Annotated in this window: 21 protein-coding genes and 2 pseudogenes; 13 read left to right on the top strand and 10 right to left on the bottom strand. The window is 69.1% G+C overall.

Annotation, left to right across the window (positions count from 1 at the left end; genetic code table 11):
- Positions 1-129 precede the first annotated feature (129 nt).
- The 4 genes from VMT40_RS22490 to VMT40_RS22475 all read left to right on the top strand — a co-directional run bounded on the left by VMT40_RS22490 (position 130) and on the right by VMT40_RS22475 (position 3612).
- A complete protein-coding gene (locus VMT40_RS22490) occupies positions 130-522 on the top strand; it encodes a hypothetical protein (protein ID WP_326360583.1) in 393 nt (130 codons plus the stop codon).
- A gap of 104 nt (positions 523-626) precedes the next feature.
- Entirely contained in the window at positions 627-1163 is a 537-nt protein-coding gene (locus VMT40_RS22485; RefSeq protein ID WP_326360581.1) for a hypothetical protein, read from the top strand.
- Positions 1115-3265 (top strand): MMPL family transporter, encoded by a 2151-nt coding sequence (locus VMT40_RS22480; protein WP_326360579.1) that lies wholly within the window; start codon positions 1115-1117, stop codon positions 3263-3265. The genes VMT40_RS22485 and VMT40_RS22480 overlap by 49 nt, the downstream gene beginning before the upstream one ends.
- A complete protein-coding gene (locus VMT40_RS22475; RefSeq protein ID WP_326360577.1) occupies positions 3262-3612 on the top strand; it encodes a YrdB family protein in 351 nt (116 codons plus the stop codon). The genes VMT40_RS22480 and VMT40_RS22475 overlap by 4 nt, the downstream gene beginning before the upstream one ends.
- A 21-nt stretch (positions 3613-3633) precedes the next feature.
- Here VMT40_RS22475 and VMT40_RS22470 read toward each other — a convergent pair whose 3' ends face one another.
- From VMT40_RS22470 to VMT40_RS22455, 4 genes are read right to left on the bottom strand one after another with little or no spacing between them, the layout of a single operon-like run.
- Positions 3634-4494 carry a heme ABC transporter ATP-binding protein gene (locus VMT40_RS22470; protein ID WP_326360576.1) on the bottom strand — a complete coding sequence of 287 codons (861 nt, stop codon included), beginning with the start codon at positions 4492-4494 and terminating at the stop codon, positions 3634-3636.
- The gene (locus VMT40_RS22465; RefSeq protein WP_326360575.1) at positions 4491-5651 is read right to left on the bottom strand and encodes a FecCD family ABC transporter permease; all 1161 of its coding nucleotides are present in this window, start codon (positions 5649-5651) and stop codon (positions 4491-4493) included. The genes VMT40_RS22470 and VMT40_RS22465 overlap by 4 nt, the downstream gene beginning before the upstream one ends.
- Positions 5648-6685: a heme/hemin ABC transporter substrate-binding protein gene (locus tag VMT40_RS22460; protein ID WP_326360574.1), complete on the bottom strand. Its 1038-nt coding sequence runs from the start codon at positions 6683-6685 to the stop codon at positions 5648-5650. Before VMT40_RS22460 ends, VMT40_RS22465 begins: the two co-directional genes overlap by 4 nt.
- A gap of 20 nt (positions 6686-6705) precedes the next feature.
- Positions 6706-7665, bottom strand: a complete 960-nt coding sequence (locus VMT40_RS22455) for an aldo/keto reductase (protein ID WP_326360573.1) — start codon at positions 7663-7665, stop codon at positions 6706-6708.
- 62 nt (positions 7666-7727) lie between these two features.
- Here VMT40_RS22455 and VMT40_RS22450 point away from each other — a divergent pair, with 62 nt between their 5' ends.
- The 9 genes and pseudogenes from VMT40_RS22450 (at position 7728) to VMT40_RS22415 (ending at position 17104) form a co-directional block, all read left to right on the top strand.
- Complete coding sequence (locus tag VMT40_RS22450; protein ID WP_326360572.1) at positions 7728-8810, top strand: undecaprenyl-diphosphate phosphatase; 1083 nt, start codon at positions 7728-7730, stop codon at positions 8808-8810.
- A gap of 16 nt (positions 8811-8826) precedes the next feature.
- A complete protein-coding gene (locus VMT40_RS22445; protein ID WP_326360571.1) occupies positions 8827-9567 on the top strand; it encodes a histidine phosphatase family protein in 741 nt (246 codons plus the stop codon).
- A 20-nt stretch (positions 9568-9587) separates the two neighbouring features.
- Positions 9588-9647, top strand: a pseudogene (locus VMT40_RS39415) (DUF3090 domain-containing protein); the annotation flags it as partial.
- 29 nt (positions 9648-9676) lie between these two features.
- Positions 9677-10258: pseudogene (locus VMT40_RS22440) on the top strand (DUF3090 domain-containing protein); the annotation flags it as partial.
- On the top strand, positions 10233-11033 hold the full coding sequence (locus VMT40_RS22435) for an SCO1664 family protein (RefSeq protein ID WP_442790033.1): 801 nt from the start codon (positions 10233-10235) through the stop codon (positions 11031-11033). The pseudogene VMT40_RS22440 and the gene VMT40_RS22435, both read left to right, overlap by 26 nt.
- 249 nt (positions 11034-11282) lie before the next feature.
- Entirely contained in the window at positions 11283-12521 is a 1239-nt protein-coding gene (mshC, locus tag VMT40_RS22430) for a cysteine--1-D-myo-inosityl 2-amino-2-deoxy-alpha-D-glucopyranoside ligase (protein WP_326360569.1), read from the top strand.
- 19 nt (positions 12522-12540) lie between these two features.
- The gene (locus VMT40_RS22425; RefSeq protein WP_326360568.1) at positions 12541-13017 is read left to right on the top strand and encodes a GNAT family N-acetyltransferase; all 477 of its coding nucleotides are present in this window, start codon (positions 12541-12543) and stop codon (positions 13015-13017) included.
- A 146-nt stretch (positions 13018-13163) separates the two neighbouring features.
- Positions 13164-16166, top strand: a complete 3003-nt coding sequence (locus VMT40_RS22420; protein ID WP_326360567.1) for a crotonase/enoyl-CoA hydratase family protein — start codon at positions 13164-13166, stop codon at positions 16164-16166.
- 35 nt (positions 16167-16201) lie between these two features.
- The gene (locus VMT40_RS22415; protein WP_326360566.1) at positions 16202-17104 is read left to right on the top strand and encodes an alpha/beta fold hydrolase; all 903 of its coding nucleotides are present in this window, start codon (positions 16202-16204) and stop codon (positions 17102-17104) included.
- A gap of 14 nt (positions 17105-17118) precedes the next feature.
- Here the strand turns inward: VMT40_RS22415 and VMT40_RS22410 are convergent, their stop codons facing one another.
- From VMT40_RS22410 to fadD11, 6 genes are all read right to left on the bottom strand, one after another.
- Entirely contained in the window at positions 17119-17772 is a 654-nt protein-coding gene (locus VMT40_RS22410; RefSeq protein WP_326360565.1) for an enoyl-CoA hydratase-related protein, read from the bottom strand.
- A gap of 14 nt (positions 17773-17786) precedes the next feature.
- Entirely contained in the window at positions 17787-18395 is a 609-nt protein-coding gene (locus VMT40_RS22405) for a helix-turn-helix domain-containing protein (RefSeq protein WP_326360564.1), read from the bottom strand.
- Between the two features lie 56 nt (positions 18396-18451).
- Positions 18452-18649 carry a hypothetical protein gene (locus VMT40_RS22400; RefSeq protein ID WP_326360563.1) on the bottom strand — a complete coding sequence of 66 codons (198 nt, stop codon included), beginning with the start codon at positions 18647-18649 and terminating at the stop codon, positions 18452-18454.
- 199 nt (positions 18650-18848) lie between these two features.
- A complete protein-coding gene (locus tag VMT40_RS22395) occupies positions 18849-19361 on the bottom strand; it encodes a hypothetical protein (protein WP_326360561.1) in 513 nt (170 codons plus the stop codon).
- A 37-nt stretch (positions 19362-19398) separates the two neighbouring features.
- Positions 19399-20139, bottom strand: a complete 741-nt coding sequence (locus tag VMT40_RS22390; RefSeq protein WP_326360560.1) for a hypothetical protein — start codon at positions 20137-20139, stop codon at positions 19399-19401.
- A gap of 130 nt (positions 20140-20269) precedes the next feature.
- Entirely contained in the window at positions 20270-22069 is a 1800-nt protein-coding gene (gene fadD11 / locus VMT40_RS22385) for a fatty acid--CoA ligase FadD11 (RefSeq protein ID WP_326360559.1), read from the bottom strand.
- Between the last annotated feature and the right edge of the window lie 11 nt (positions 22070-22080).

Raw genomic sequence — 22080 nt, 5'->3', positions numbered from 1 at the left:
AATCTGACCATGTTCCTCTCGTACGGCCGACAAGTGGGGGTCATCGCGACGGCGTGGCGCGTGCACCGCGTGCCGATTTGCATGATGTGACATGGGGATTCGGTGGCGGTGTCGGGGCAGACGGTTACCGTGGAAGGCAAAAGGGCGCTGGATCAGGGAGATGTGTTGGTAGCCGAGGACCGGTCGGGTTTCCGGGTCGAGGACGTGACGGTGGGCCGCTACGCGCACGGGTTCGGGGTCACCGCCGACGGGCGCTCGTTCGCGTTCCGCACTCATCGGGCCACGCTGACGGTGGAGATCTATCGCGGCGGACTCGAGACCGCGGTGCCCGGCCCCGAGGATGTGGTGGCGGTGGCGGTCGCGCCGGTGACCGACATCGATCTCGACGACGAACGCAGCGTGGTGGCGTTGGTGCGGGATCTGATTCCGGCGGCCACCCCGGTGGCCGCGGCCGCGCCACGCGAGGCCACGACGGTGCGGGCGCTGTTGGGTCGGTTGAGCGCGGTCCTGGACGGCATGTGAGCCACCCCGGTGCCGGCGGTGTCTGTGACAGGCGAATCACTCGCGGGCAGCGCGCATGACAAACTAGCGGCACACAACCGCAGTTCGAGCTGACGAGGATGTTGATGCGACTTCGACGACCGGTGACCGCCACGCTTGTGTTGACCGTGCTCGGCGCGTCGCTCGCCGCGTGCGGTGGGGGCGATGACGAGTCCAAGGTGGCCGCGGCGCGGTCCTCGGCGTATGCGGCGTTGAGCGCGTCCTCGGCGGCCGCGGCGTCATCGAGTGTGGCCGCGCGCCCGGCGATTCCGACCGCGGCGCAATTGGATCAGCAGATCAAATCCGCGTTGGATCCGAGCCTGCCCGACGCGGACCGCACCGCGTTGATCGAGGACGGTGACGCGTTCAAGGACGCGATCCCCGACATGTACAAGGCCCTCGCCGATCATCCCCACGCGGTGTACGGGGTGCGTGATCCGGTCTTCGACAATCACGACGGCACCCTGACCGCGACCTTGAGCCTGGACAAGGACGGCACCGGCACCGATGTGCGCACCACGGTGGTGCATTTCGTGTACAAGGACGGGCGCTGGAAGATCTCGCGCACCGACCTGTGCGGGATTCTGCGCTCGGCCGATTACAAGACCGCGGCCTGCGGCTGATGGTGCAGGCCGGATCCCTACGGTGGGGGCGTGCGATCCACCGTTTCCGGTTCGTGGTGTTCGCCGCCTTCGCTCTGGCGGTGCTGGTGTCCGGATTCTATGGCCGTGACCTGGGCAAACACCTCACGCAGGAGGGGTGGTTCGATGAGTCGAGTCAGTCGGTGGCCGCGGCCGAGCTCGCCGATGCGACCTTCGGGCGCGACACCGACGCGGATCTGATCGCCCTCTACACCGCCCCACCCGGCATGACGGTCGACGACGAGCCGGTGCGCAGTGCGGTGGCCGCGGAGCTGACCCGGCTGCGCACCGACTACCCGGATCGGATCTTGAAGATCGATTCGTATTGGGATGGCGCGTTGATGGGCCAGTTCGCCGACGCCTCCCGCACGCATGCCTTCGCCAGCATCGGGTTGCGTGGCGACGGCGGCACCGACACGGTCGACAACTACATGGCGATCAAGAACCAATTCCATGCCGGGACACCGGGTTCGGGTCCGGGCGGCACGACGGTGCAGTTGGCGGGGATGCAGCCGGTGGTGGAGGGCATCAACACCGGCATGCAGGACGACATCCACCGCGCGGAGTTGATCGCGCTGCCGTTGGTGGCGATCCTGCTGTATTTCGTGTTCGGCGGCGTGATCGCGGCGCTGCTGCCGGTGCTCATCGGCGGGATGACGATTCTGGGCAGCCAGGGCATCATGCGGCTGCTGACCAACCACCTGCAGGTCAATGTGTTCGCCTCGGCGGTGGTCACATTGGTGAGTTTGGGGTTGGCCATCGACTACGGATTGTTCGCGGTGACCCGATTCCGGGAGGAATTGGCGGCCGGGCGCAGCGTGGAGGAGGCCACCGCGGCCACGGTGGCCACGGCCGGGCGCACGGTGTTGTTCTCGGCGGCGATCATCGCGGTGAGTTTGGGGGCGTTGTTCATCTACCCCAACGGGGTGCTGCGCTCGGTGCCGTTGGGCGGCATCTCCTCGGTGGTGTTGGCGGCGGTGTTGTCGGTGACGGCGCTGCCCGCGGCGCTGTCGATCGTGGGTCGGCGCATCGATCTGTGGGGTTGGCATCGGCTGGCCAGTATTCGCACCGCCGAGCAGATCGATGCCGGGTTCTTTTCCCGGCTGGCAGTTTTCGCGATGCGCAAACCGTGGCTGGTGATCGTGCCGGTGGTGGTGATGCTGGTGGCGTTGATTCTGCCGTTTCGCCACATCGAGTTCGGGGGGTTGAGCGAACGGTATCTGGCGGCGAACAATCCGGCGCGGGTGGCCCAGCAGGACTTCGACCGCCTGTTTCCCCAATTCCGGACCGAGCCACTGAAATTGGTGGTGGTGGGCGCGAACCCGCAGCAGCTGTCCGACATCCGGTATGAGGCCAATCAGCGGGTGGGGGCGCGCATGACCGGGCCGTTCGATCCGGCCGCGCCGAGTAAGGATCAGGTGACGGTGTTGGCCAGCGGTTTGACCGACAAACGCGACGCCGACGCGGTGCTGGCGTCGCTGCGCGCGATCCCGGCACCGGAGGGCGTGCTGGTGATGGTGGCCGGGGTGCCCGCGCTGGAACGCGACAGCATCCACGGTTTGATCAAAGGCCTGCCGTTGCTGGTGACGATTCTGATCGTGGCGGCGATCGCGTTGATGTACGCGGCATTTCGGTCGCTGGTGTTGGCGATCAAGGCGGTGGTGATGAGCGCGTTGAGCCTGGGTGCGACCTTGGGGGTGTTGACCTGGATCTTCGTGGAGGGTCACGGGGCGGGGTTGTTCGATTTCACGCCGGGCCCGTTGATGTTCGCGGTGCTGGTGTTGATCGTGACGGTGTTGTTCGGGCTCTCCACCGATTACGAGGTGTTTCTGCAGTCGCGCATGGCCGAGGCGCGCGCGGCCGGAGCCGAGACGCCCGAGGCCATTCGCTACGGCATCGCCCACACCGGCGGGGTGATCACCTCGGCCGCGGCGATTCTGATCGTGGTGACCGGGGCGTTCGGGTTCTCGGATCTGGTGCTGATGAAATACATTGCCTACGGCATGATCGCGGCGCTGGTGTTGGACGCCACCGTGATCCGCATGCTGTTGACTCCTGCGGTGTTGAAGTTGGTATGGCGATGAAGGTCCTCCAGGGCGCGAACCTGTTGCTGATGTTCGTGCTCGAGTTGTGCGTGCTCGCCGCGGCGGCGTGGTGGGGGTTCACTGTGTCCGCGCCGCTGGCGGTGCGCATCGTGGCCGGGTTGGTGGCCCCGGCGGTGTTCATTGTGGTGTGGGCGTTGTTCGGGGCGGCCAAGGATGCGCGGTTCCCGCAAAAGGGTTGGCGGCGCATCGCTTTGGAGGTGCTGTGGTTCGGGGCGGCCGCGGTGCTGTTGGGGTGGGCGTGGACGCCGATCGCCGGGGTGGGGTTGTTCGCGATCTGGTTCGTCAACGGGGTGTTGCGGCTGGTGTGGGGTCAGCAGGAACTCTGAGCCGACCAATTCCGTTGCCGTTCACTCTCTTTCGTGGTCGTGTCCGCGCACGGGCAATACCAGCTGCGCCCCGGTGAGTGGGTGGTCGAACACGTCGACCGGATGCTGGTAGACGCGGGTGAGCAGCTCGGGGGTGAGGATTTCCCGGGGTGGGCCGTCGGCGGCGATGCGTCCGGCTTCCAGGACCGCGACGCGGTCGGCGTAGGCGGCGGCGACCCCGAGATCGTGCAGCACGACCACGACGGCGGCTCCGGCGCTGGCGCGTGCGCGGGCCAGGCGCAGCACCTGTTCCTGGTGGCCGAGATCGAGTGCGGCGGTGGGTTCGTCGAGCAGCAGGGTCGCGGTGTCCTGGGCCAGTACCCGCGCCAGCGCGACGCGGGCGCGTTCACCGCCCGACAGCGCCGGGAACGGTCTGGCGGCCAAGTGTTGCACGTCGGTGGCGGCCATGGCGGCGGCGATGGCGTCCTCGTCCTCGTCCTGGCGGGCGGTGCGCGCCCATGGGGAGCGGCCCATGGCTACGACCTCGCGGGCGGTGAACGGGAATCCGACGGTGTGGGCTTGCGGCAGCACCGCGCGGCGGCGTGCCATGTCCAGGTGGGTCCAGTGGGTCAGGGCGTGCCCGTCGAGTTCGACACTGCCGCCGGTCAATTCGAGTTCTCCGGCCAAGGCGGCCAGCAGTGTGGATTTGCCCGCGCCGTTGGGGCCGACCAGGGCCACGATCTGCCCGGCCACGACGTCGAAGTCGATGCCGTCGAGCACCGGGCGCTCACCGCGTGTGGCGCTGACCTGACGGGCGCGCAGGGTGGCGGTGCCGGGTTCGGGGGGCTCGGGCAGCGCGGGTGCGCGGCGGAACACGGTGGTCAGGTCGCGCAGTCGGTTCATGCCCAGCCTCCGGCGCGGGAGCGGGTGCGGCGCAGCAGCCAGAAGAAGAACGGTCCGCCGACCAGGGAGGTGATCATGCCCAGGGGCAGGTCGGCGTTGTGGACCAGGGCGCGCGCGCCGATGTCGGCGGCCACCAGCACCGCGGCGCCGAGGATGGCCGAGAGCGGGATCAGTACCCGGTGTGCGGGGCCGACGAGCATGCGCACCACGTGCGGGACGATCAAACCGACGAACAGGATGATGCCGGTGAAGGCGACCCCGGCCGTGGCCAGCACCGCGACCACGACAATGATGTTGCGCCGCAACCGTTCCACGTCGACGCCGAGGTGGCGGGCCGCGGATTCGCCGAGCGCGAGCAGATCCAGGCGGGGGGCCATCCAGATCGCGGCCGCGATCCCGAGCACGGTCAGTGGCCACACCACGTTGACCGCCTGCCAGGTTGCTCCGTTGAGCGAGCCCATCTGCCAGAACACCAGTTGGTCGCGCGCGGCCGGGGAGGCTTTGAACAACAGGAACGAAATCAGGCCTCCGGCAAAGGCATTGATGGCCACACCGGTGAGGATCAAGGTGACCACTTCGGTGCGCCCACCCGAGCGCGAGAGCAGATACACCAGGGCGGTGGTGCCCAATCCGGCCACGAACGCGCCCCCGGCCACCGACCAGGCGGCGGTGAACGCGCCACCGATCACGATGACGGTGCCCGCCCCGACCGCGGCACCGGCCGAGACGCCGATGACGCCGGGTTCGGCCAGGGGGTTGGCGAACACACCCTGCAACAGCGCGCCCGCGGTGGCCAGCGCCGCGCCCACGAGCACGGCGAGCACCACGCGCGGGAAGCGCACCTGCCACAACGTCACATCCCCAGCCGGGTGATGCGGCATCGGCCCCCAGTCCAGGCCGAAATGGTGAAAGAAGCTGCCCGCGACTTCGGCAGGACTGGTCGGCACCTGCCCGATGCCCGCGGAGATGACCGCCAACACCACCAGCGCGAGCACGGCGGCGGCAAAGATCAGGGTCAGCCGCGACCGACTGCGCCGACCGGCCGGTTCCGGATCGACGCTGGCCGGGAACCGCTGCGCGGCAGCGGCTTCGAGCTCGGTGTCGGTGATCGTGGTGGGGGTGGCCGAGTTCGGTTGCGGGGGTAGCGGGTCGCTCATGCGGTGGGGGTGCCGTAGATGGCCTTGATCAGGGCGGTCAGGACGCGGCCGGTGTTGGGGCCGAAGGACAGCAGCACGGCGTCGTTCATGTCGACGACGCGCCGGTCGCGTCCGGCGGGGGTTTGGGCGACGCCGGGGACCTTTTCGAGGCCGTCGACGCCGCCGACGGAGGCCAGTCCGTCGCTCATGACCAGCAGCACGTCGGGGGCGGCGGCGATCATGGCTTCGCTGGTGATGGGCAGGAAGTCCTGGGTGACACCGGAGGCGGTGGCGGCGTCGACGCCGCCGATGGCGCTGATCAGCGATTCGGCGCCGGAGCCGGGTCCGAAGATCATGGTGATGGCGGTGGAGCGCAGATACAGGAACGCGATCTTGGGTTTGGCATCCTGGTGCGGCACCGACGCGGTGGCCGCCGCGATCTCGTCGCCGGTGCGTTTGGCCAGTGCCTTGCCCGCCGCGGTGACACCCAGCGCGTCGGCGACGGCCTGGATTTGCGGCACGACCCCGTCGAGGGTGCGTTTGTCGTCGAAGTAGACCACCGTGATGCCCAATGCTTTGAGTTGCTCGCGCAGGGCGGGGGTGACGGCGGTGGTGTCGGTGAGGAACACCGTGGGCCTAAGTGCCGCAACGGCTTCCACGCTCAAGGTGCCCGAGCCGCTCGACACGGTCGGCAGATCCTTGACGGCGGGGAAGGCCGCGGAGTTGGAGCGGCCCACCAGTTTCGAGCCCAGTCCGAGGGCGACGACGGTTTGGGCGAGGGTGCCGTAGCGGTCGGCGGCGATGATGCGGCTGGTGTCGGTGACGGTGACCGGTGACCCGTCGAAGGAGGTCACGGTGGCGGGCAGCACCGGGGTGGGTTCGCCTCCGATGGGCACGGGGTCGAGGTCGCCGACGCTGGCGGTGACGGGTCCGCGCTGGCCGGGGGTGCCCGAAGTGCCGTTGCCGCAGGCGCTCACGCCCGCGACCAGTCCGAGGCCCAGCAGCGTGATCAGCAGCGTGCGGATGGCCGGGCGGGCATTCACGAGACACCTCATGCCGGTAAGGGTAGCCTTGCTCATTCTGTGCGTGCGCTCACGTCTCCGAGGGCCGCGGCGATGGCACGCGGCAGTTCGAGGGTTTCCGCGGCCAGGATTCCGGTGAGCTGCCCGATGTCGCGGGCCCCGACCAGCATCGACGCGACGCCGGGTTGGTCGCGGATCCAGGCGATGGCCACCGCGAGCGGGGAGGTGCCCAGTCCGTCGGCGGCGGTGACGACCGCGTCGACCACGCGCACGGCGCGGTCGTCGAGTCCGGCGATGATCTCCGCGGCGGTGGCCTCGTCGGCGCCGCGTGAGTCCGCGGGCACCCCGTCACGGTATTTGCCGGTGAGGATGCCCCCGGCCAGGGGTGCGGTGGCGATGACGCCGATGCCGTGATGCTGTGCGGCGGGCACGAATTCGTGTTCGACCCCGCGCGCGAGCAGCGAGTAGGGGATGTGGGTGGCGGTCAGGGGCGCGGCGGCGGCGAGGGTGGCCAGCTGCCAGCCGTCGTAGCCGCGGGCTCCGGCGTAACGGACCCGGCCCGAGCGCACCGCCCAGGTGAGGGTGTCGGCGATCTCTTCGAGGGGGGTGTGGGGGTCCCAGGCGGCGACCGACCAGATGTCGAGGTGGTCGGTGCCGAGCTGGTGCAGGGTGTGGTCGAGTTGGCGCATCATGGTGCGCCGGGAGGCGTCGACGGTCCAGCGCACCGCGGCGGGGGTGTCGGCGGGGGTGTCGGCCAGTATCGGTGTGTATCCGGCGTTTCCGCTCAGCACGAGGTCTTCGCGCCCGATCTCGGAGAGCAGTTCGCCGAGGATGTGTTGCGCGGCGCCGTCGCCGTAGGCCGGGGAGGTGTCGACCAGGGTGCCGCCCGCCTCGACGAAGGCCATGAGTTGGGCGGCGGCGTCTTCGGCGTCGGTTTCGCGGCCCCAGGTGTGGGTGGCCAGCCCGAGCCGCGAGACCCGCAGTCCGCTGCGGCCGACCGTGCGTTGTTCCATCACCGCGCTTGCACTTTCGTCACACGCGTCAGCCTAGGCGCACCCGACGCTCGCGCCCCGCTATGGCGCACTCCTGCGCGGCGGGTCGAGCCGACATTCGCGCGCCCGTGTCCGAATTCGGACACGGGCCGGTAGGGTCGCTGCGGTGTTGCGGCGGTATGGGATTCGGGACTGGAGGGTGTGTGGGCGAGTCGATGACGTGGGTGCAGGCGCTGGTGTTGGGCCTGGTGCAGGGTTTGACGGAGTTTCTGCCGATCTCTTCCTCGGCGCATCTGCGCATCACCTCGGCGGTGTTCTTCGGCGATGACGCGGGCGCGTCGTTCACCGCGGTGACCCAGTTGGGCACCGAGGCGGCGGTGCTGGTGTATTTCGCGAAGGACATCTGGCGGATCCTGGTGGCGTGGTGCACCACGCTGTGGTGGAAAGTCCGTGCGCCGCAACGGGATTTGGTGCCCCTGCACGAGCGCGCGACCACCCAGCTGCCGGTATTGACCGACGACGGACGCTTCAGCTTCGGCCCCGATCCGGACACTCAGCGCGCCCTGGACTACCGCATCGGCTGGTATGTGATCATCGCCACCGTCCCGATCGGCGTGCTGGGTTTGCTGTTCAAGGACCAAATCCGTACCGGCGCACGGAATCTGTGGCTGATCTCGATCATGTTGATCGTGTTCGCGCTGGTGATCGCCGCCGCCGAATGGTATTCGAGCCGGGCCTACGGGCGCGCGCGCCGCCCGATCGAACTGCTGACCACCCGCGACGGGCTGATCATGGGTCTGGCCCAATGCCTGGCTCTGATCCCGGGCGTGTCGCGGTCGGGGGCGACGTCGTCGGCCGGTCTGTTCTGTGGGTTGACCCGCGAGGCCGCGGTGCGGTTCTCGTTCCTGCTGGCCATTCCCGCGGTGGTGGCGTCGGGGTTGTTCTCGCTACCGGATGCGTTCGAACCCGCCGGTGAGGGCCTCAACGCCTCAGGTCCGCAGCTGTTGGTGGCCACGATCGTGTCGTTCGTGGTCGGGTACGCGTCGGTGGCGTGGCTGTTGCGGTTCGTGACCCGCCATTCCCTGGATTGGTTCGTCGGCTACCGCATCGCGCTCGGGGTGGTGATGTTGGTGCTGTTGTCGACCGGCGTCGTGTCGGCGACCTAGTCGGTAGGCTGTCCCGGTGACGGTGATCCTGTTGCGGCACGGCGTGTCCACGTCCAATACCGCCCGCACCCTGGCCGGGCGCAGCGCCGGGGTCGATCTGACCGACCGCGGCCGCGAGCAGGCCCACGCGCTGGTGGCCCGGTTGGGATCGCTGCCGATCGAACACATCGTGTGCTCGCCGCTGCTGCGCTGCCAGCGCACCGTGGCCCCACTGGCCGACAAACTCGGCCTGGAAGCCGAACCCGACGAGCGGCTCCTCGAGGTCGATTACGGCGACTGGACCGGCAAGGCCCTCGCCGATCTGGTGAACGAGCAGTTGTGGAAGGTGGTGCAGCGCCACGCCAGCGCCGCCACCTTCCCTTCCGGAGAGTCCTTGGCGCAGGTTCAGTTTCGCGCGGTGTCCGCTATCCGCGAACGAGATCGGCAATTCGCGGCCCGGCATGGTAGCGATGTGTTGTGGATTGCGTGCACGCACGGCGATGTCATCAAGTCGGTGTTGGCCGACGCGTTGGGCATTCACCTCGACGGTTTTCAACGGATCGTGGTCGAACCGGCCTCGGTCAGCGTGGTCCGCTATACCCCGACCGCCCCGTATGTGTGGCGGGTCAATGACACCGGCCCGGATCTGTCCGGGTTGGCGGCGATTTCACCGCGAACCGGCGGCGAATCGCGTACGGGGCCGGTGCCCGGCGGGGAAACGGGTACCACCGACAGTACGGATAATGGGGTAGCGGAACGCCCCGATTCATCAGTGTGAGTGAACCGAATGGAGGTGCAATGGGCCGAGCAATCCATATTTTCCGCACCCCCGATCGTTTCGTCGCGGGCACCGTCGGCGAGCCGGGCGACCGCGCGTTCTACCTGCAGGCCGTACCCCCGATCGTTTCGTCGCGGGCACCGTCGGCGAGCCGGGCGACCGCGCGTTCTACCTGCAGGCCGTGCAGGATCCGCGCGTGATCAGTGTGCTGCTCGAGAAGCAGCAGGTGAAGGTGCTCGCCGATCGGATGGGTCTGCTGCTGGATGAGGTGGCGCGCCGCTTCGGCACCTCGGTGCCCCCGCAGGCCGCCGATGTGGCCGACACCGCGCCGTTGATCACCCCGATCGACGCCGAATTCCGGGTCGGCACCATGGGTTTGGGCTGGGACGCCGACGCGGGCGCGGTGGTGGTGGAGTTGTTGGCGATCACCGAGACCGAGGTCGACGAGTCGGTGGTGCTCGATGACACCGAGGAGGGCCCCGACGCGGTGCGGGTGTTTCTGACCCCCGAGCAGGCGCGGGAGTTCTCGTTGCGTTCGGCGCGGGTGATCGCGGCGGGGCGCCCGCCGTGCCCGTTGTGCGGGGAGCCGCTGTCGTCGAAGGGGCACATGTGTGTGCGTACCAACGGCTACAAGCGCGGCGATATCTTCGGTGTCGCCGAGATCGATGACGAGGACGAGGACGAGGACTGAGGCTGTGGACGACCCGCTGGGCACCGCCGAGTTGACGGTGATCGGGCAGGTCACCACCGCCAGCAATGTGACCTTGGTGTGTGAGACGCCCGCGGGGCGCCGCGTGGTGTACAAGCCGGTACGTGGGGAGCGGCCGCTGTGGGATTTTCCCGACGGCACCCTGGCCGCCCGTGAGGTCGCCTCCTATCAGGTCTCGCAGGCGTTGGGGTGGGGGGTGATTCCCGAAACCGTGTTGGGCGAGGGGCCTTTCGGGCCGGGGATGGTGCAACGCTGGATCGATATCGTCGAAGACGACTCGGTGCCGGATCTGGTGGATCTGTGCCCGGTGGGGCAGGTGCCCGACGGCTATCTCGAGGTGTTGCGGGCGTTGGATCCCTCGGGGCATCCGGTGTCGCTGGTGCATGCCGCCGATGCGCGGTTGTGGCGAATGGCGGTGCTGGATGTGTTGATCAACAACGCCGACCGTAAGGGCGGGCATGCGCTGTTGGGTGCCGATGGGCGGGTGTACGGGGTCGATCACGGGATCTGTCTGCATCACGAGCCGAAGTTGCGCACGGTGTTGTGGGGGTGGGCCGGTGAGACCATCGCCGATGAATTGCTCACCGACATCACGGTTTTGGTGAAGGCGATTGCGGGGGAGTTGGGTGATCGACTGGCGGAGTTGATCACCGACACCGAGATCGCCGCCCTCGAGGCGCGCGGCCGGGCGCTGCTCGAGGATCCGGTGATGCCCCGCCCGAGCGGTGCGCGACCGATCCCCTGGCCCGCGTTCTGACCGCACAACGCGGCAGGAGTCTCTCGTGCTGCGCGGGTCTATCGTGCTGCGCGCCATGGCCTTTGCACCGTGTCGGCGCGTCTGTTTCCGATCGGGTCGAGCGCAACGTTCGCTTCGCCGTGATTGCAACCGTTGACACGACGGTGGCGGGGACTAGGGTGCAGGTCGGCCCGTGCGGGTGGGTGTCGCGGGGCACACCGGTGTGGGGGCGGCGGGGGCGCACCGCGATCTCGGCGTTAACCTCGATTCATGCAGTCCTGGTCCGATACCGCTGTCCCGACCGTCCCCGGATCCGGACCAGCGTTGCGCTTGTACGACACCGCCGACAAGCAGGTGCGCCCGGTGACCCCGGGAGCGAAAGCCACCATGTATGTCTGCGGCATCACCCCCTATGACGCGACGCATCTGGGGCACGCGGCCACCTATTTGACCTTCGATCTGGTCAACCGGATCTGGCGCGACGCCGGACACGACGTGCATTACGTGCAGAACACCACCGATGTCGATGATCCGCTGTTCGAGCGCGCCCAGCGCGACGGCATCGACTGGCGCGAGTTGGGCACGCGTGAGATCGAGTTGTTCCGCGAGGACATGGCCGCGTTGCGGGTGATTCCGCCGCACGATTACATCGGCGCCATCGAGTCGGTGCCCGAGGTCGTCGAACTGGTCGACAAGCTCCTCGCGTCGGGCGCGGCGTATGTGGTCGACGACGACCGGTATCCGGATGTCTATTTCCGTCATGACGCGACCGAGCAGTTCGGCTACGAGTCCGGCTACGACCGGGCGACCATGGAGCGACTGTTCGCCGAACGCGGCGGGGATCCCGAGCGGGCGGGCAAACGCGATCCGATCGATGCGCTGTTGTGGCGCGCGGCGCGGCCGGGTGAGCCGTCGTGGCCCGCGCCGTTCGGGGCCGGACGGCCGGGCTGGCATATCGAGTGTGCGGCGATCGCGTTGAACCGCATCGGCAGCGAATTCGATGTGCAGGGCGGCGGCAGTGATCTGATCTATCCGCATCACGAGTATTCGTGCGCGCACGCCGAAGCCTTGGTGAAGGGGCGTCGCTTCGCCCGCCATTACGTGCATGCCGGGCTGATCGGTCTCGATGGCGAGAAGATGTCCAAGTCGCGCGGCAATCTGGTGTTCGTGTCCAAGCTGCGGCGCGCGGGCACCGATCCGGGCGCGATCCGGCTGGGTTTGTTCGCCGGGCATTACCGCAGCGACCGGGAGTGGTCGGATGCGGTTTTGGCCGAGGCGCTGGCGCGGCTGCAGCGGTGGCGCGAGGCGACGGCACTGGCGTCGGGTCCGGACGCGAGCGATACGGTGGCGCGGGTGCGTGCGCATCTGGCCGACGATCTCGACACCCCCAAAGCCTTGGCCGCGATCGATGCGTGGGCGCAGCAGGCGTTGACCTATGGCGGCCCCGATGCCGGTGCGCCACGGTTGATCACCGAGGTGGTCGACGCGCTGCTGGGCATCGAACTCTGAGCCGGACGCTGCGCTGACGATGCCGGATGCGGTGCGGGTCGAGGAGTTTCACGGCGACCGCGCGGAGATCGTGTGGTCGTTTCGGCTGGCCGAAGATTCCGAACCATTGCTGGCGGGATATCTCGAGCGCGGGCGAGTGTGGGTGGCGCGCAACGCATCCGGGGCGGTGATCGGTCACATCCAGGCCGTGCCCGAGGATGGCGAGCCGGTGTGGGAGATCACCAATACCGCGGTCGCGCAACCGTTTCGGGGCACCGGGGTGGGACGGGCGTTGATCGAGGCGGTGGTGGCCGCGGCCACCGCGGCCGGGGTGACGCGCCTGGAGTTGGCCACCGCGACCGCCGATGTCGGGAATCTGCGCTTCTATCAGCGGTGCGGGTTCCGGATGACGCGCATCGTGCCCGACGTGTTCACCCCCGAGCGAGGCTATCCGGAGTACGTCGAGGTCGACGGGATTCGGATGCTCGATCAGGTGTGGTTCGCCCGCGCGCTGTGAGCGCTCGGGCGGCCACGACGGTGGCGTAGGCGTGTTGGGGGTGCGAAGTCGGGTGTTTACCGTCGTTCTGTCTTCCCGTGGGCCGGTGGCGTCGATACCGTGAGGGCCAGAAGCTGTTTCGGTGTCCTCGATGTGGAGGTGGGGCCGTGAGTGCGGTGCCGGGGTTGCGGCGTTTGCGGGCGGTGGTCGAGCAAGGTCTCGATCCGCAGGGCGGCGTGCGGAAAGGGTTGCGTGCCGGTGGGCAGCTGCTCGACAGTGTGCGCCGCGATCCGCGGATCGTGCGGGAGCTGATCGCCGGATTCACCGGTCTGGGCAGCGAATCCGAGACCGCGCCCGCCCCGACCGAACACCCCGTGCCGCCCGGACTGTCGGAGTATGTGCGGACCGCGCACGCCCATCAGGAGCTCGAGACCGGGGCGGCGGCGACGCTGGCGTATCTGGCGCAGTTGTCGAGGCTGGCCGACTGGGTGAGTTTCCACGGCGGTTGGCGCGGCGACGCCCCGGGTGCGGCGGCGGTGGGCGTGGAGTTCACCCAGATCGCCAAGTTCATGGGGATTCCAGCGGATCTGGCCTGGATCGTCACCGAGGTCGGCGACAGTGGGCTGGCGTTGCGCGGCACCGGACCGCAAGGGCTGGTGCTGGGTTTGTGGATCACGGTGGCCCCCAACGGGTCCGGGTCGATCGTGTATGTGGATGCGGGGCTGTCGGGGCAGCCGATCGAGGGCCCGTTGGGGGCGACGGTGGCGCGCGGGCTCGCCGACGCGCTGCGCGATTCCCTGGCCGGGTTGCCTGCCGCGATCGCGGCGGCACGGACCACGAGCAGTTCGGGACGGGCGGCGGCGAAAGCGGTGCGGCACCGGGCTTCCGGGACGGTGTTGGCTCCCCACACGCCGGTGGTGATCGGGGTGGGGCAGGTGGTGGCGCGCACCCCGGATCCCGGCTATCCCGATCCGTCGCAGTTGGCGGTGCGGGCGTTGCGGGCCGCCGCCGCCGATTGCGGGGCCGGGCCGGGGTTGTTGGCGCGCGCGGACGCGGTGTTCGCGGTCGCGCCGACCTCGTGGCAGTACCGGGATCTGGGTGCGCTGGTGGCGGCCGCGGTCGGGGCGGGCGGGGTCGAGACGGTGCAGTCGAGTCCCTTCGGCGGGGACGGCGGGCAGTTGGTGCTCAATGAGGCGGCCGCGGCGATCGCAGCCGGTACTTATGAGCTGGTGTTGGTGACCGGCGCCGAAGCCGGTGCCACCCAGGCGGCGGCGCAACGGGCCGGGATCGACCTGGATTGGCCGGTCCAGGATTCGGGCGTTGCACCGACGCGCACGGTCGGGATCGATAAGCCCGCCAACAACGCCGCCGAGACGGCGGTCGGGTTGCAGGCACCGATCACCATGTACGCGCTGCTCGAGTCGGCCAATCGGGGTCGGCTCGCGCGCACGCCCGCCGAGCATGCCGCCGCGGTGGCCGAGTTGTGGTCGCGGCTGTCGGCGGTGGCGGCAGGTAACCCGAATGCGTGGCAGCCGCAAGAATTCTCGCCCGCTCAGATCGCCACGGTCACCGAGGCCAACCGCATGATCTGCGCGCCCTACACCAAGCTCGAATGCGCGAACCTGAGCGTGGACATGGCCTCGGGGATCATCGTGGCCAGTGCCGCCGCGGCCGAAGCCGCCGGTGTGCCGCAGGACAAGTGGGTGTTTCTGCATGCGGGGGCCTCGGGTAGCGAGGAGTGGTTCGTCAGCGAACGCGCGGAGCTGGCCGCCTCCCCGGCGATCGCGGCCCTGGGTGCGGCGGTGTTCGAGCATGCCGGGATCAGCGCCGAGGACCTGACCCACATCGACTTGTATGCGTGTTTCCCGGTGGCGGTGCAGATCGCGGCACGCGAGCTGGGTTTGCCGATCGATGACCTGAAGCGGCCGTTGTCGGTGACCGGTGGGCTGACCTTCGGTGGCGGGCCGGGCAACAATTACGGCGGGCACGCGGTGGCGACGCTGGTGCAGCGGTTGCGCGCCGAACCCGAATCCTTCGGCCTGGCAACCTCGTTGGGCTGGTATCTGACCAAACACGCGCTCGGCGTCTACTCCGCGACCCCGCCGCGACGCGCCTACCGGCATCTGACGCCGGTCATCGAGCATCCCCCGGCCCGCCCGGCCCGCACCGGTTACGAAGGCGAGGCGGTCGTGGAGGCCTACACGCTGCCCTACGGGCGCGATGGACAGCCCGAGGCAGCGATCGTGAGCCTACTCACGCCCGCAGGCGAGCGAGTTCTGCTGCGCACCACCGATTCCGAGGTGTTGACCGGGTTGACCGACGCGGATTGGTTGCGTCGACCGGTCACCGTCAGCGGTGACACGGTGTCGGTGACCGGTGGTGAGCGGGTCGAGTTGCCGTCGCCGCCACCGGCTCCGGTGCTGATCGAGCGCCGCGACCACGTCATGATCATCACCATCAATCGTCCGGCGGCCCGCAATGCGATCGATCTGGCCACGGCATTGGGGCTCGAGCGGGCCATCGACGCCTTCGAGGCCGACCCGAATGCGCGGGTGGCGATCCTGACCGGGGCGGGCGGGTTCTTCAGTGCCGGAATGGATCTCAAGGCCGCCGCGCGCGGGGAGGTGCCGGTGACCGAGAAACGCGGCATCCTGGGCATCGTGTCGGTGCCGCCGAGTAAACCGTTGATCGCCGCGGTGGAGGGTCCGGCGCTCGCGGGTGGGTGCGAGCTGGCGTTGGCGGCGGATCTGATTGTGGCCGCACAGGATTCGACGTTCGGGATTCCCGAGGTCAAACGCGGTCTGGTCGCGGTGGGCGGTGGTGTGTTGCGGCTGTCGCAGCGACTACCGCGGGCGCTGGCGATGGAGTTGGCGTTGACCGGTGATCCGATCACGGCGACGCGGGCCGCGCAGATCGGGTTGATCAACCAGGTCGTCGACCCCGGCCAGGCCCTCGAAGCGGCGCTGGTGTTGGCCGAGCGGATCGCGGTCAACGCGCCGTTGAGCATCCAGGCCAGCAAACAGATCATCGAACAGTGCCCGGATTGGTCGGTGGCCGAGGCATTCGGCCGCCAGGGCCAGGTCGCGGCCGCGGCATTGTCGTCGCAGGACGCGGCCGAGGGGATGCGCGCGTTCGTGGAGAAACGGCCACCGGTGTGGCGGGGCCGCTGACCGCGCGATCTGATCGACGACTAGGAAAAACCGCTATGACCTCGGATCTGACCGAGTCCACCCTGACCCTGGACCGTGCCGGCCTGACCTTGACCGCGCGCCGGTTCGGCCCGCCCGATGCCCCGCTGGTGATGCTGTGGCACGGGTTCCCCGACACCCCGCACTCGTTCGACGGGGTGATTCCGTTGTTGGTGCGAGCGGGTTTTCAGGTGTTGGCCCCGTGGCTGCGCGGCTACACCCCCGCCTCGGCGTCGCGGTCGGCCCGCTATGACCTGATGGCGGTGAGCGCGGACGTGACGGCCTGGCACGAGGAATTGGGTAGCCCGCCCACGCATCTGGTGGGCCATGACTGGGGTGCGTTCGCGGCCATGATCGCGGCCAAACAGCAGCCGCAGCGCTGGTTGTCGTTGACGCTGTTGGCGATTCCCCCGTTCGGCGGCGGGGTCGCGACCGGAATGTGGCGGTATCTGCCGAAGCAGATGCTGCTGTCGTCGTATATCCCGGTGATGCAATCGGGATTGTCACCGCGGCTGCTGGCCCGCCGGGACGCGGCGTTCGTGCGCGGGCTGTGGCGGCGCTGGTCGCCGGGGTGGGCGTTCACCGACGCCGACTTCGCGCCCACCGCGGCGGTTTTCACCGATCCACTGCGGGCGTGGGCGGCAACCCGCTACTACCGGTCGCTGTTCACGCTGGCGCACCAGCCCAGTCGCGAATTCGGTCAGGTGTTGATGTCGGCGCCCGCGCCGCTGCCGAGCTTGGCGCTGTCGGGTCTGCGCGATGGCTGCATGTCCCAAGACTTGCAGCGGGTGCTGGCCGAGCACGCCCGGGTGCCCTATGCCCAGCTGCCCGGGTGTGGTCATTTCCTGCACGCCGAACAACCGGAAGCGGTGGCGGCGCGACTGATTCCGCATCTGCGCGCCGCCGCCCCGACCCGCTGACCGCTGGCGGGGGTTCACGCGTTGGTCAAGGCGGTGACCGCGTCGGCGAACATGGTGGTCTTGATCGCGCCCAGGGTGGCTTGGTCTTTCGCGCCCAGCGGTGCCAGCAGCGCCACCGCCTGGTCGGTGACGGCGTCGGCGTCGGCGATCGCGTCGACGAGGTCGTGGGCCAGGGCGTCGGGTCCGCCGAAGCGGCGGCCGGTGGTCATCGACGCGATCGCGGATTTGGGGGTGAGTTTGGCTTGGATGAGTGCGGCCATGCCCCGGGTGAAGGGGATGTGGATGTCGGCTTCGGGGAAGCAGAAGTAGCCGCGGTCGGCGCGCATCACCCGCCAGTCGTGGGCGATGGCGAGCATGGCCCCGGCGCCGAAGGCGTGACCGGGCAGCGCGGCGACGGTGGGCACGGGAAGCGTCAGCACGCGCGCGAACAGCGACTGCACCTGGGCGACATACCATTCGGCGCGGTCACCGTGGGCCGAGAGCCAGTCCAGGTCCAGGCCGTTGGAGTAGAACTTGCCCGCCGCGGTGGTGATCAGGGCGTGCGCGCCCTCGGCGAGCACGGTATCGAGGGCACGGTTGACCTCGTCGAGAAACTGTGGGGAGAAACGGTTCTCGTCGCCGCCGAGGTCGAGCACGGCGATCTTGTCCCGGTAGGTGAATGTGGGCATGGGGGTTTCCTTCCTCAGGTGCGGTGTCGGGCGGGTGCGGGCCCGATGTCGAGCACCGCGTGCACGGCGGCGCGCAGTTGTTGGCGGGCAATGGGATTGGTGAGCCGGTCGCGTTCGAGCAGGATCGCTGTCGGCAGGTCGACCAGGCACAGGGTCAGGGTGTCCACGGCGGGGGCGTCGGCGCGATCCCACAACGCGCGCGCGAGGGTCTTCATCAACGCGACCAGGGTCGTCTGGGTGGCGGTGATCTCGTCTCGCAGGCTGTCGGGCAGCTCGTCGCCGAGCAGCTCGCCCCGGCGCACCCGAAAGAACAGGTCCGTCGAGCGCGGGTAGCGGGCGGCGAATTCGGCGGGCGCGTCGGCGGCGGCCAGCACCGCTTCGACCCCGTCCCCGGCCGCGGCGACCAGTTCGGCCTGCAGCGCCAGGAACCGGTGGGCGGCGCGAATCCAGGTGCGCCCCAACAGTTCTGCCCGCGACCCGAACGTGTGATACAGCGCCCCGTTGGACACCCCGGTGGCCGCGGCGACCGCGCGAATGGTGACCGCGGCGGGCCCGGACTCCACCGCCAGCGCCTCGGCGGCATCGAGGACGAGATCGGGGTCGTGAGTGCGGGGACGGGGCATACCGCATACCATAACAGAGCACATGCTCTGTTACGAAGGGTTCGGGTCCGAACAGTTCAGGGCCCGTGGCGTCCGTCGAGCAGGGCCAGCACGGCCGAGGTGAGTCGTCGGGCGAGGCTGCCGCGGCGGGCGGGCAGTACGCAGGCCACGACCGCGGCGACGACGCCGACGCTGACGGCCCCGGCCTGTCCGGCGGTCACGCCGAGCACGATCAACGTCACCACGAACGCGAAGCTCATGCCCACCAGCGCCACGACACTGACCGTGGTCTGCCAGGACCATGAATCCGGGTGTGCCAGTGTGGATTCCAGTGTGCTGCAGCCTGTTTCGTCCGATGCTGCGGGCGATCCGGCGGGGCGCGGGACCGGGGTGGTGGCCGGGTCGGGTCCGGTGCATGTGCGGTCGTTCCTTGGGCGCGGGTCTGTCGACGCGGTGGTCCGTCGGCGCGGGGTGTCAGGTGGTGGCCAGGTCGCGCGCGCACAGGCCGTGGCGGCGTTGGACCCAGCGTTGGGCCAGGGCTTGCAGGGCTTCGCGCAGGTCGAGTCCCATTCCGGCGGCCGCGCCGACGGCCAGGTCGCCGATGGCGGGGTCGTCGAGCAGGTCGGGGTTGGACAGGACCTCGTCGAGGATCATGCCCAGCAGTGCTTCGCCGCGGGTCAGGCGCCGCCCGGGTAGCCAGCTCAGCTGCCAGTCGGCGGTGTCGGGGGCGCCGGGGACGCGGAAGGCGAATTCGGGGGTGTGCTGCGAGTGCATGGCTTGGTCGCTGATGTGCAGTCCGCGCGCGTAGTGGCGTTGCAGGTGTGGGTCGAGGCCGTGGGCGAGGTAGTCGGCGCGGCGGGTGGGGTGGGCGGCGTCGGGGTCGGTGATGCTGGCGCGCACCGCGGCCGCGGCGGGTGTGCCGAAGGAGGATTGTTCGAACAGGTCGGAGATGTGGTCGAGGCGGCGGGTGGGGGTGTGGTGGTGCACGGTTGCTCCCGGGTGTGGATGGGTTGCGGGCGGCACGTCATCGTGCGTGGCGGCCCAGGCGCGCGATCCAGTCGTGCTGGGCCATGAGGTGCGACCAGCGTCGTTCGACGCTGCGGGGTCCGGATTCGCCATAGATTTCGGCGATTTCGAGGTTGGTGCGTCCGCATGCCTTGCCCCACACGATGTTGCGGTCGCGGTCGGACAGTTGGGCCAGGCGGTGGCGCAGGTGGTCGCGGTCGGTGAGTTCGCGCACGGTGTCGTGGATGGTGTAGTGGTCGGTGTCGGGGCGGGCGGCTTCGTGGCGGAGCACGGCCTCGACGGTGCGTTGGTGGCGTTGTTGGGCGCGGCGTTGGGCACGCAGTTCGCCGAGGAAGGCGTAGAGGCAGCCGCGGGTGAGGTAGGTGGTCAGGGCGGCGCCGCCGGGTGCCCAGCCGGTGCCCTCGAGGGCGCGGCGACGGAATTCGTGCAGGGCGACCGCGACGGTGGCGTCGGCGAGGTCGTCGCGGAATTCGTCGTCGATGGCCAGCCGGTGCAGTTCGGCGGGGGTGAGGTCGGCGGGCAGGCCGAGGGCGCGCAGTTCGGTGCGAATGTGGCCGGTGGCCAGCCAGGCGCGCAGCACGGCCAGGGCGTAGCGGGCCATTTCGGTGCGGGCCCATTCCCAGGCGGGCCCGTCGAATCCGTCGGCCCGCAGTGCCTCGAACAGGCGGGCGTCGGCGGCGGCGCGCCCGGATTGTGTTGTGGTGGAAGAGTTTTCTCCGACCGGGTGAGTACTGTTCATGGTCCCCACCCCCGGGTGGTGTCGAACATGGCGGGCCCGCCTTCCACTACGCCGACCGCACTGTGGGGCGGTCGCGCCGTGCTGGTGCTGATACCCCGGTTATACGCACCCGCGGGCCCGCGAATCCCGTTCAGTCGGTGGCGGGTTCGTGCACGCCCTCGGCGAGGGTGGGTTGGTACATGCGGTCGATGTCGGGGGCGTATTTGGCGGCGATGGGTTTGCGGCGCAGTTTCATGGTGAGGGTGAGTTCGTCGCCGCCGGGTTCCCAGAAGGTGGGCAGCACGGTGAAGCGTTTGATCTGTTCGATGCGTGAGAGTTTGGCGTTGCCTGCGGCGATGCCACGGGCGATCTCGGCGAGCACGGTCTTGTCGGCGGCCAGGGTTGTCGCGGTGGCGTCGGGTAGGTGGTGGCGGGCGGCGTAGGCGGTGGCGGTGTCGGCGTCGAGGACGAGCAGGGCGGTGTTGTAGGGCCGGTTGTCGCCGATGGTGGCGATCGCCCCGATCAGCGGGGTGGCGGCTTTGAGGGTGTTTTCGATATTGGCCGGGGACATGTTCTTTCCGGCGGAGTTGATGATGAGTTCTTTTTTGCGGTCGATGACGCGCAGGTAGCCGTCGGGGTCCTCGGTGATGATGTCACCGGTGGCCAGCCAGCCGTCGGGGTCGAGGGTGTCGGCAGTTTTTTGTGGTTCGCGCCGGTAGGCGCGCATCACGAGGGGTCCGCGCACGAAGTATTCGCCGTCGTCGCCGATTTTGGATTCCAGGCCGGGCAGCAGCCGTCCGACGGTGCCCAGGCGGGCTTGCCCGGGTGGGCTGACCGACACGATGCAGGTCAGCTCGGACATGCCCCACACTTCGGAGATGGGGATACCGAGTCCGTAGAAGAAGCCGAGGGTTTCCGGCGGGATCGGCGCGGCCCCCGACAGCGCCCATGTCAGTTGGTCCAGGCCGAGTTTCGCGCGCAGCGGCGCGAGCACGGCGGCGTCGGCGCGGTCCCATTCGGCGGCCTGGGTGTCATCGAGGGGCACACCGGCGAGTTGGGCTTGGGCTTTGCGGTGGGCGAGGCCCAGGGCCCAGTCGAGGGCGGCACGGCGGGCGGGGTCGGTTTCGGCGGCCACGGAGTTCTCCACAGCCGCTTTGAGTTTCTCCCACACCCGCGGCACCGCACCCCAAATCGTCGGGTGCACGTCGGCCAGGGCGGCCGGGAGTTGGGTGCGGTCGGGTACGACGGTGATCTGGGTGCCGAAGTATTGGTGCAGGTACAGGTTGGTGACCCGGTCGGCCATGTGGGCGGTCGGCAGGAACGAGGTGATGCGGTCACCGAATTCGACCGGCATGACCGAGGCGTAGGCGCGGCATTCGAAGGCGAGGTTGGCGTGGGTGATCTCCACGCCTTTCGGGTTGCCGGTGGTGCCGGAGGTGTAGCAAAGGGTGACGATGTCCTCGCCCGTGATGGCCTGCCAGGTGGCGTCGAAGTCGAAGTCGCTGCGCCCCAACTGTTTCAACTGTGCCACGCTCATGGTGCCGGGCGCGGGGCCGTCGATGGCGACGATCGTGTGCATCGGCACCCCGCTGGCGCGGATGGTGTCGACGTATTGGGCTTCGCAGATCACCACCTGGTTCCCGGCGTTGGTGAACACGTAGTGCAGTTGTTCGGGCGAGAGCGTGTTGTACACCGAGAACGAGGTCGCCCCGGTGTGTTGGGCGCCGACTTCGAGGGGATAGAACTCGACCCGGTTGCCCATCATGAACGCCACCGTGTCCCCGCGCCCCACCCCCAGCGCCGCCAACCCGGCCGCCACCTCCCGCACCTGTTCGGCGTACTCGCCCCAGGTCAAACTCTGGCTTCCGCCGATATTGCGGACCGCGATCGCGGTCGGGTCGATGGCGGCGGTCGCTTGGAACGCGGCCGGGGACGTATTGGGTTGATTCATCGCATTTCTCG

Source organism: Nocardia sp. CDC160, assembly GCF_035818795.1.
Classification (GTDB): Bacteria; Actinomycetota; Actinomycetes; order Mycobacteriales; family Mycobacteriaceae; genus Nocardia.
The sequence above is the reverse complement of the archived record's forward strand: the minus strand, read 5'-3'. Positions and strand labels throughout refer to the sequence as shown.

Coding starts and splice junctions, on each gene's coding strand:
- VMT40_RS22485 (WP_326360581.1), top strand. CDS start 627: ATGCGACTTCGACGACCGGTGACCGCCACGCTTGTGTTGACCGTGCTC.
- VMT40_RS22475 (WP_326360577.1), top strand. CDS start 3,262: ATGAAGGTCCTCCAGGGCGCGAACCTGTTGCTGATGTTCGTGCTCGAG.
- VMT40_RS22470 (WP_326360576.1), bottom strand. CDS start 4,494: ATGAACCGACTGCGCGACCTGACCACCGTGTTCCGCCGCGCACCCGCG.
- VMT40_RS22465 (WP_326360575.1), bottom strand. CDS start 5,651: ATGAGCGACCCGCTACCCCCGCAACCGAACTCGGCCACCCCCACCACG.
- VMT40_RS22460 (WP_326360574.1), bottom strand. CDS start 6,685: ATGAGGTGTCTCGTGAATGCCCGCCCGGCCATCCGCACGCTGCTGATC.
- VMT40_RS22455 (WP_326360573.1), bottom strand. CDS start 7,665: ATGGAACAACGCACGGTCGGCCGCAGCGGACTGCGGGTCTCGCGGCTC.
- VMT40_RS22450 (WP_326360572.1), top strand. CDS start 7,728: ATGGCGCACTCCTGCGCGGCGGGTCGAGCCGACATTCGCGCGCCCGTG.
- VMT40_RS22435 (WP_442790033.1), top strand. CDS start 10,233: ATGACGAGGACGAGGACGAGGACTGAGGCTGTGGACGACCCGCTGGGC.
- mshC (WP_326360569.1), top strand. CDS start 11,283: ATGCAGTCCTGGTCCGATACCGCTGTCCCGACCGTCCCCGGATCCGGA.
- VMT40_RS22425 (WP_326360568.1), top strand. CDS start 12,541: ATGCCGGATGCGGTGCGGGTCGAGGAGTTTCACGGCGACCGCGCGGAG.
- VMT40_RS22415 (WP_326360566.1), top strand. CDS start 16,202: ATGACCTCGGATCTGACCGAGTCCACCCTGACCCTGGACCGTGCCGGC.
- VMT40_RS22410 (WP_326360565.1), bottom strand. CDS start 17,772: ATGCCCACATTCACCTACCGGGACAAGATCGCCGTGCTCGACCTCGGC.
- VMT40_RS22405 (WP_326360564.1), bottom strand. CDS start 18,395: ATGCCCCGTCCCCGCACTCACGACCCCGATCTCGTCCTCGATGCCGCC.
- VMT40_RS22390 (WP_326360560.1), bottom strand. CDS start 20,139: ATGAACAGTACTCACCCGGTCGGAGAAAACTCTTCCACCACAACACAA.
- fadD11 (WP_326360559.1), bottom strand. CDS start 22,069: ATGAATCAACCCAATACGTCCCCGGCCGCGTTCCAAGCGACCGCCGCC.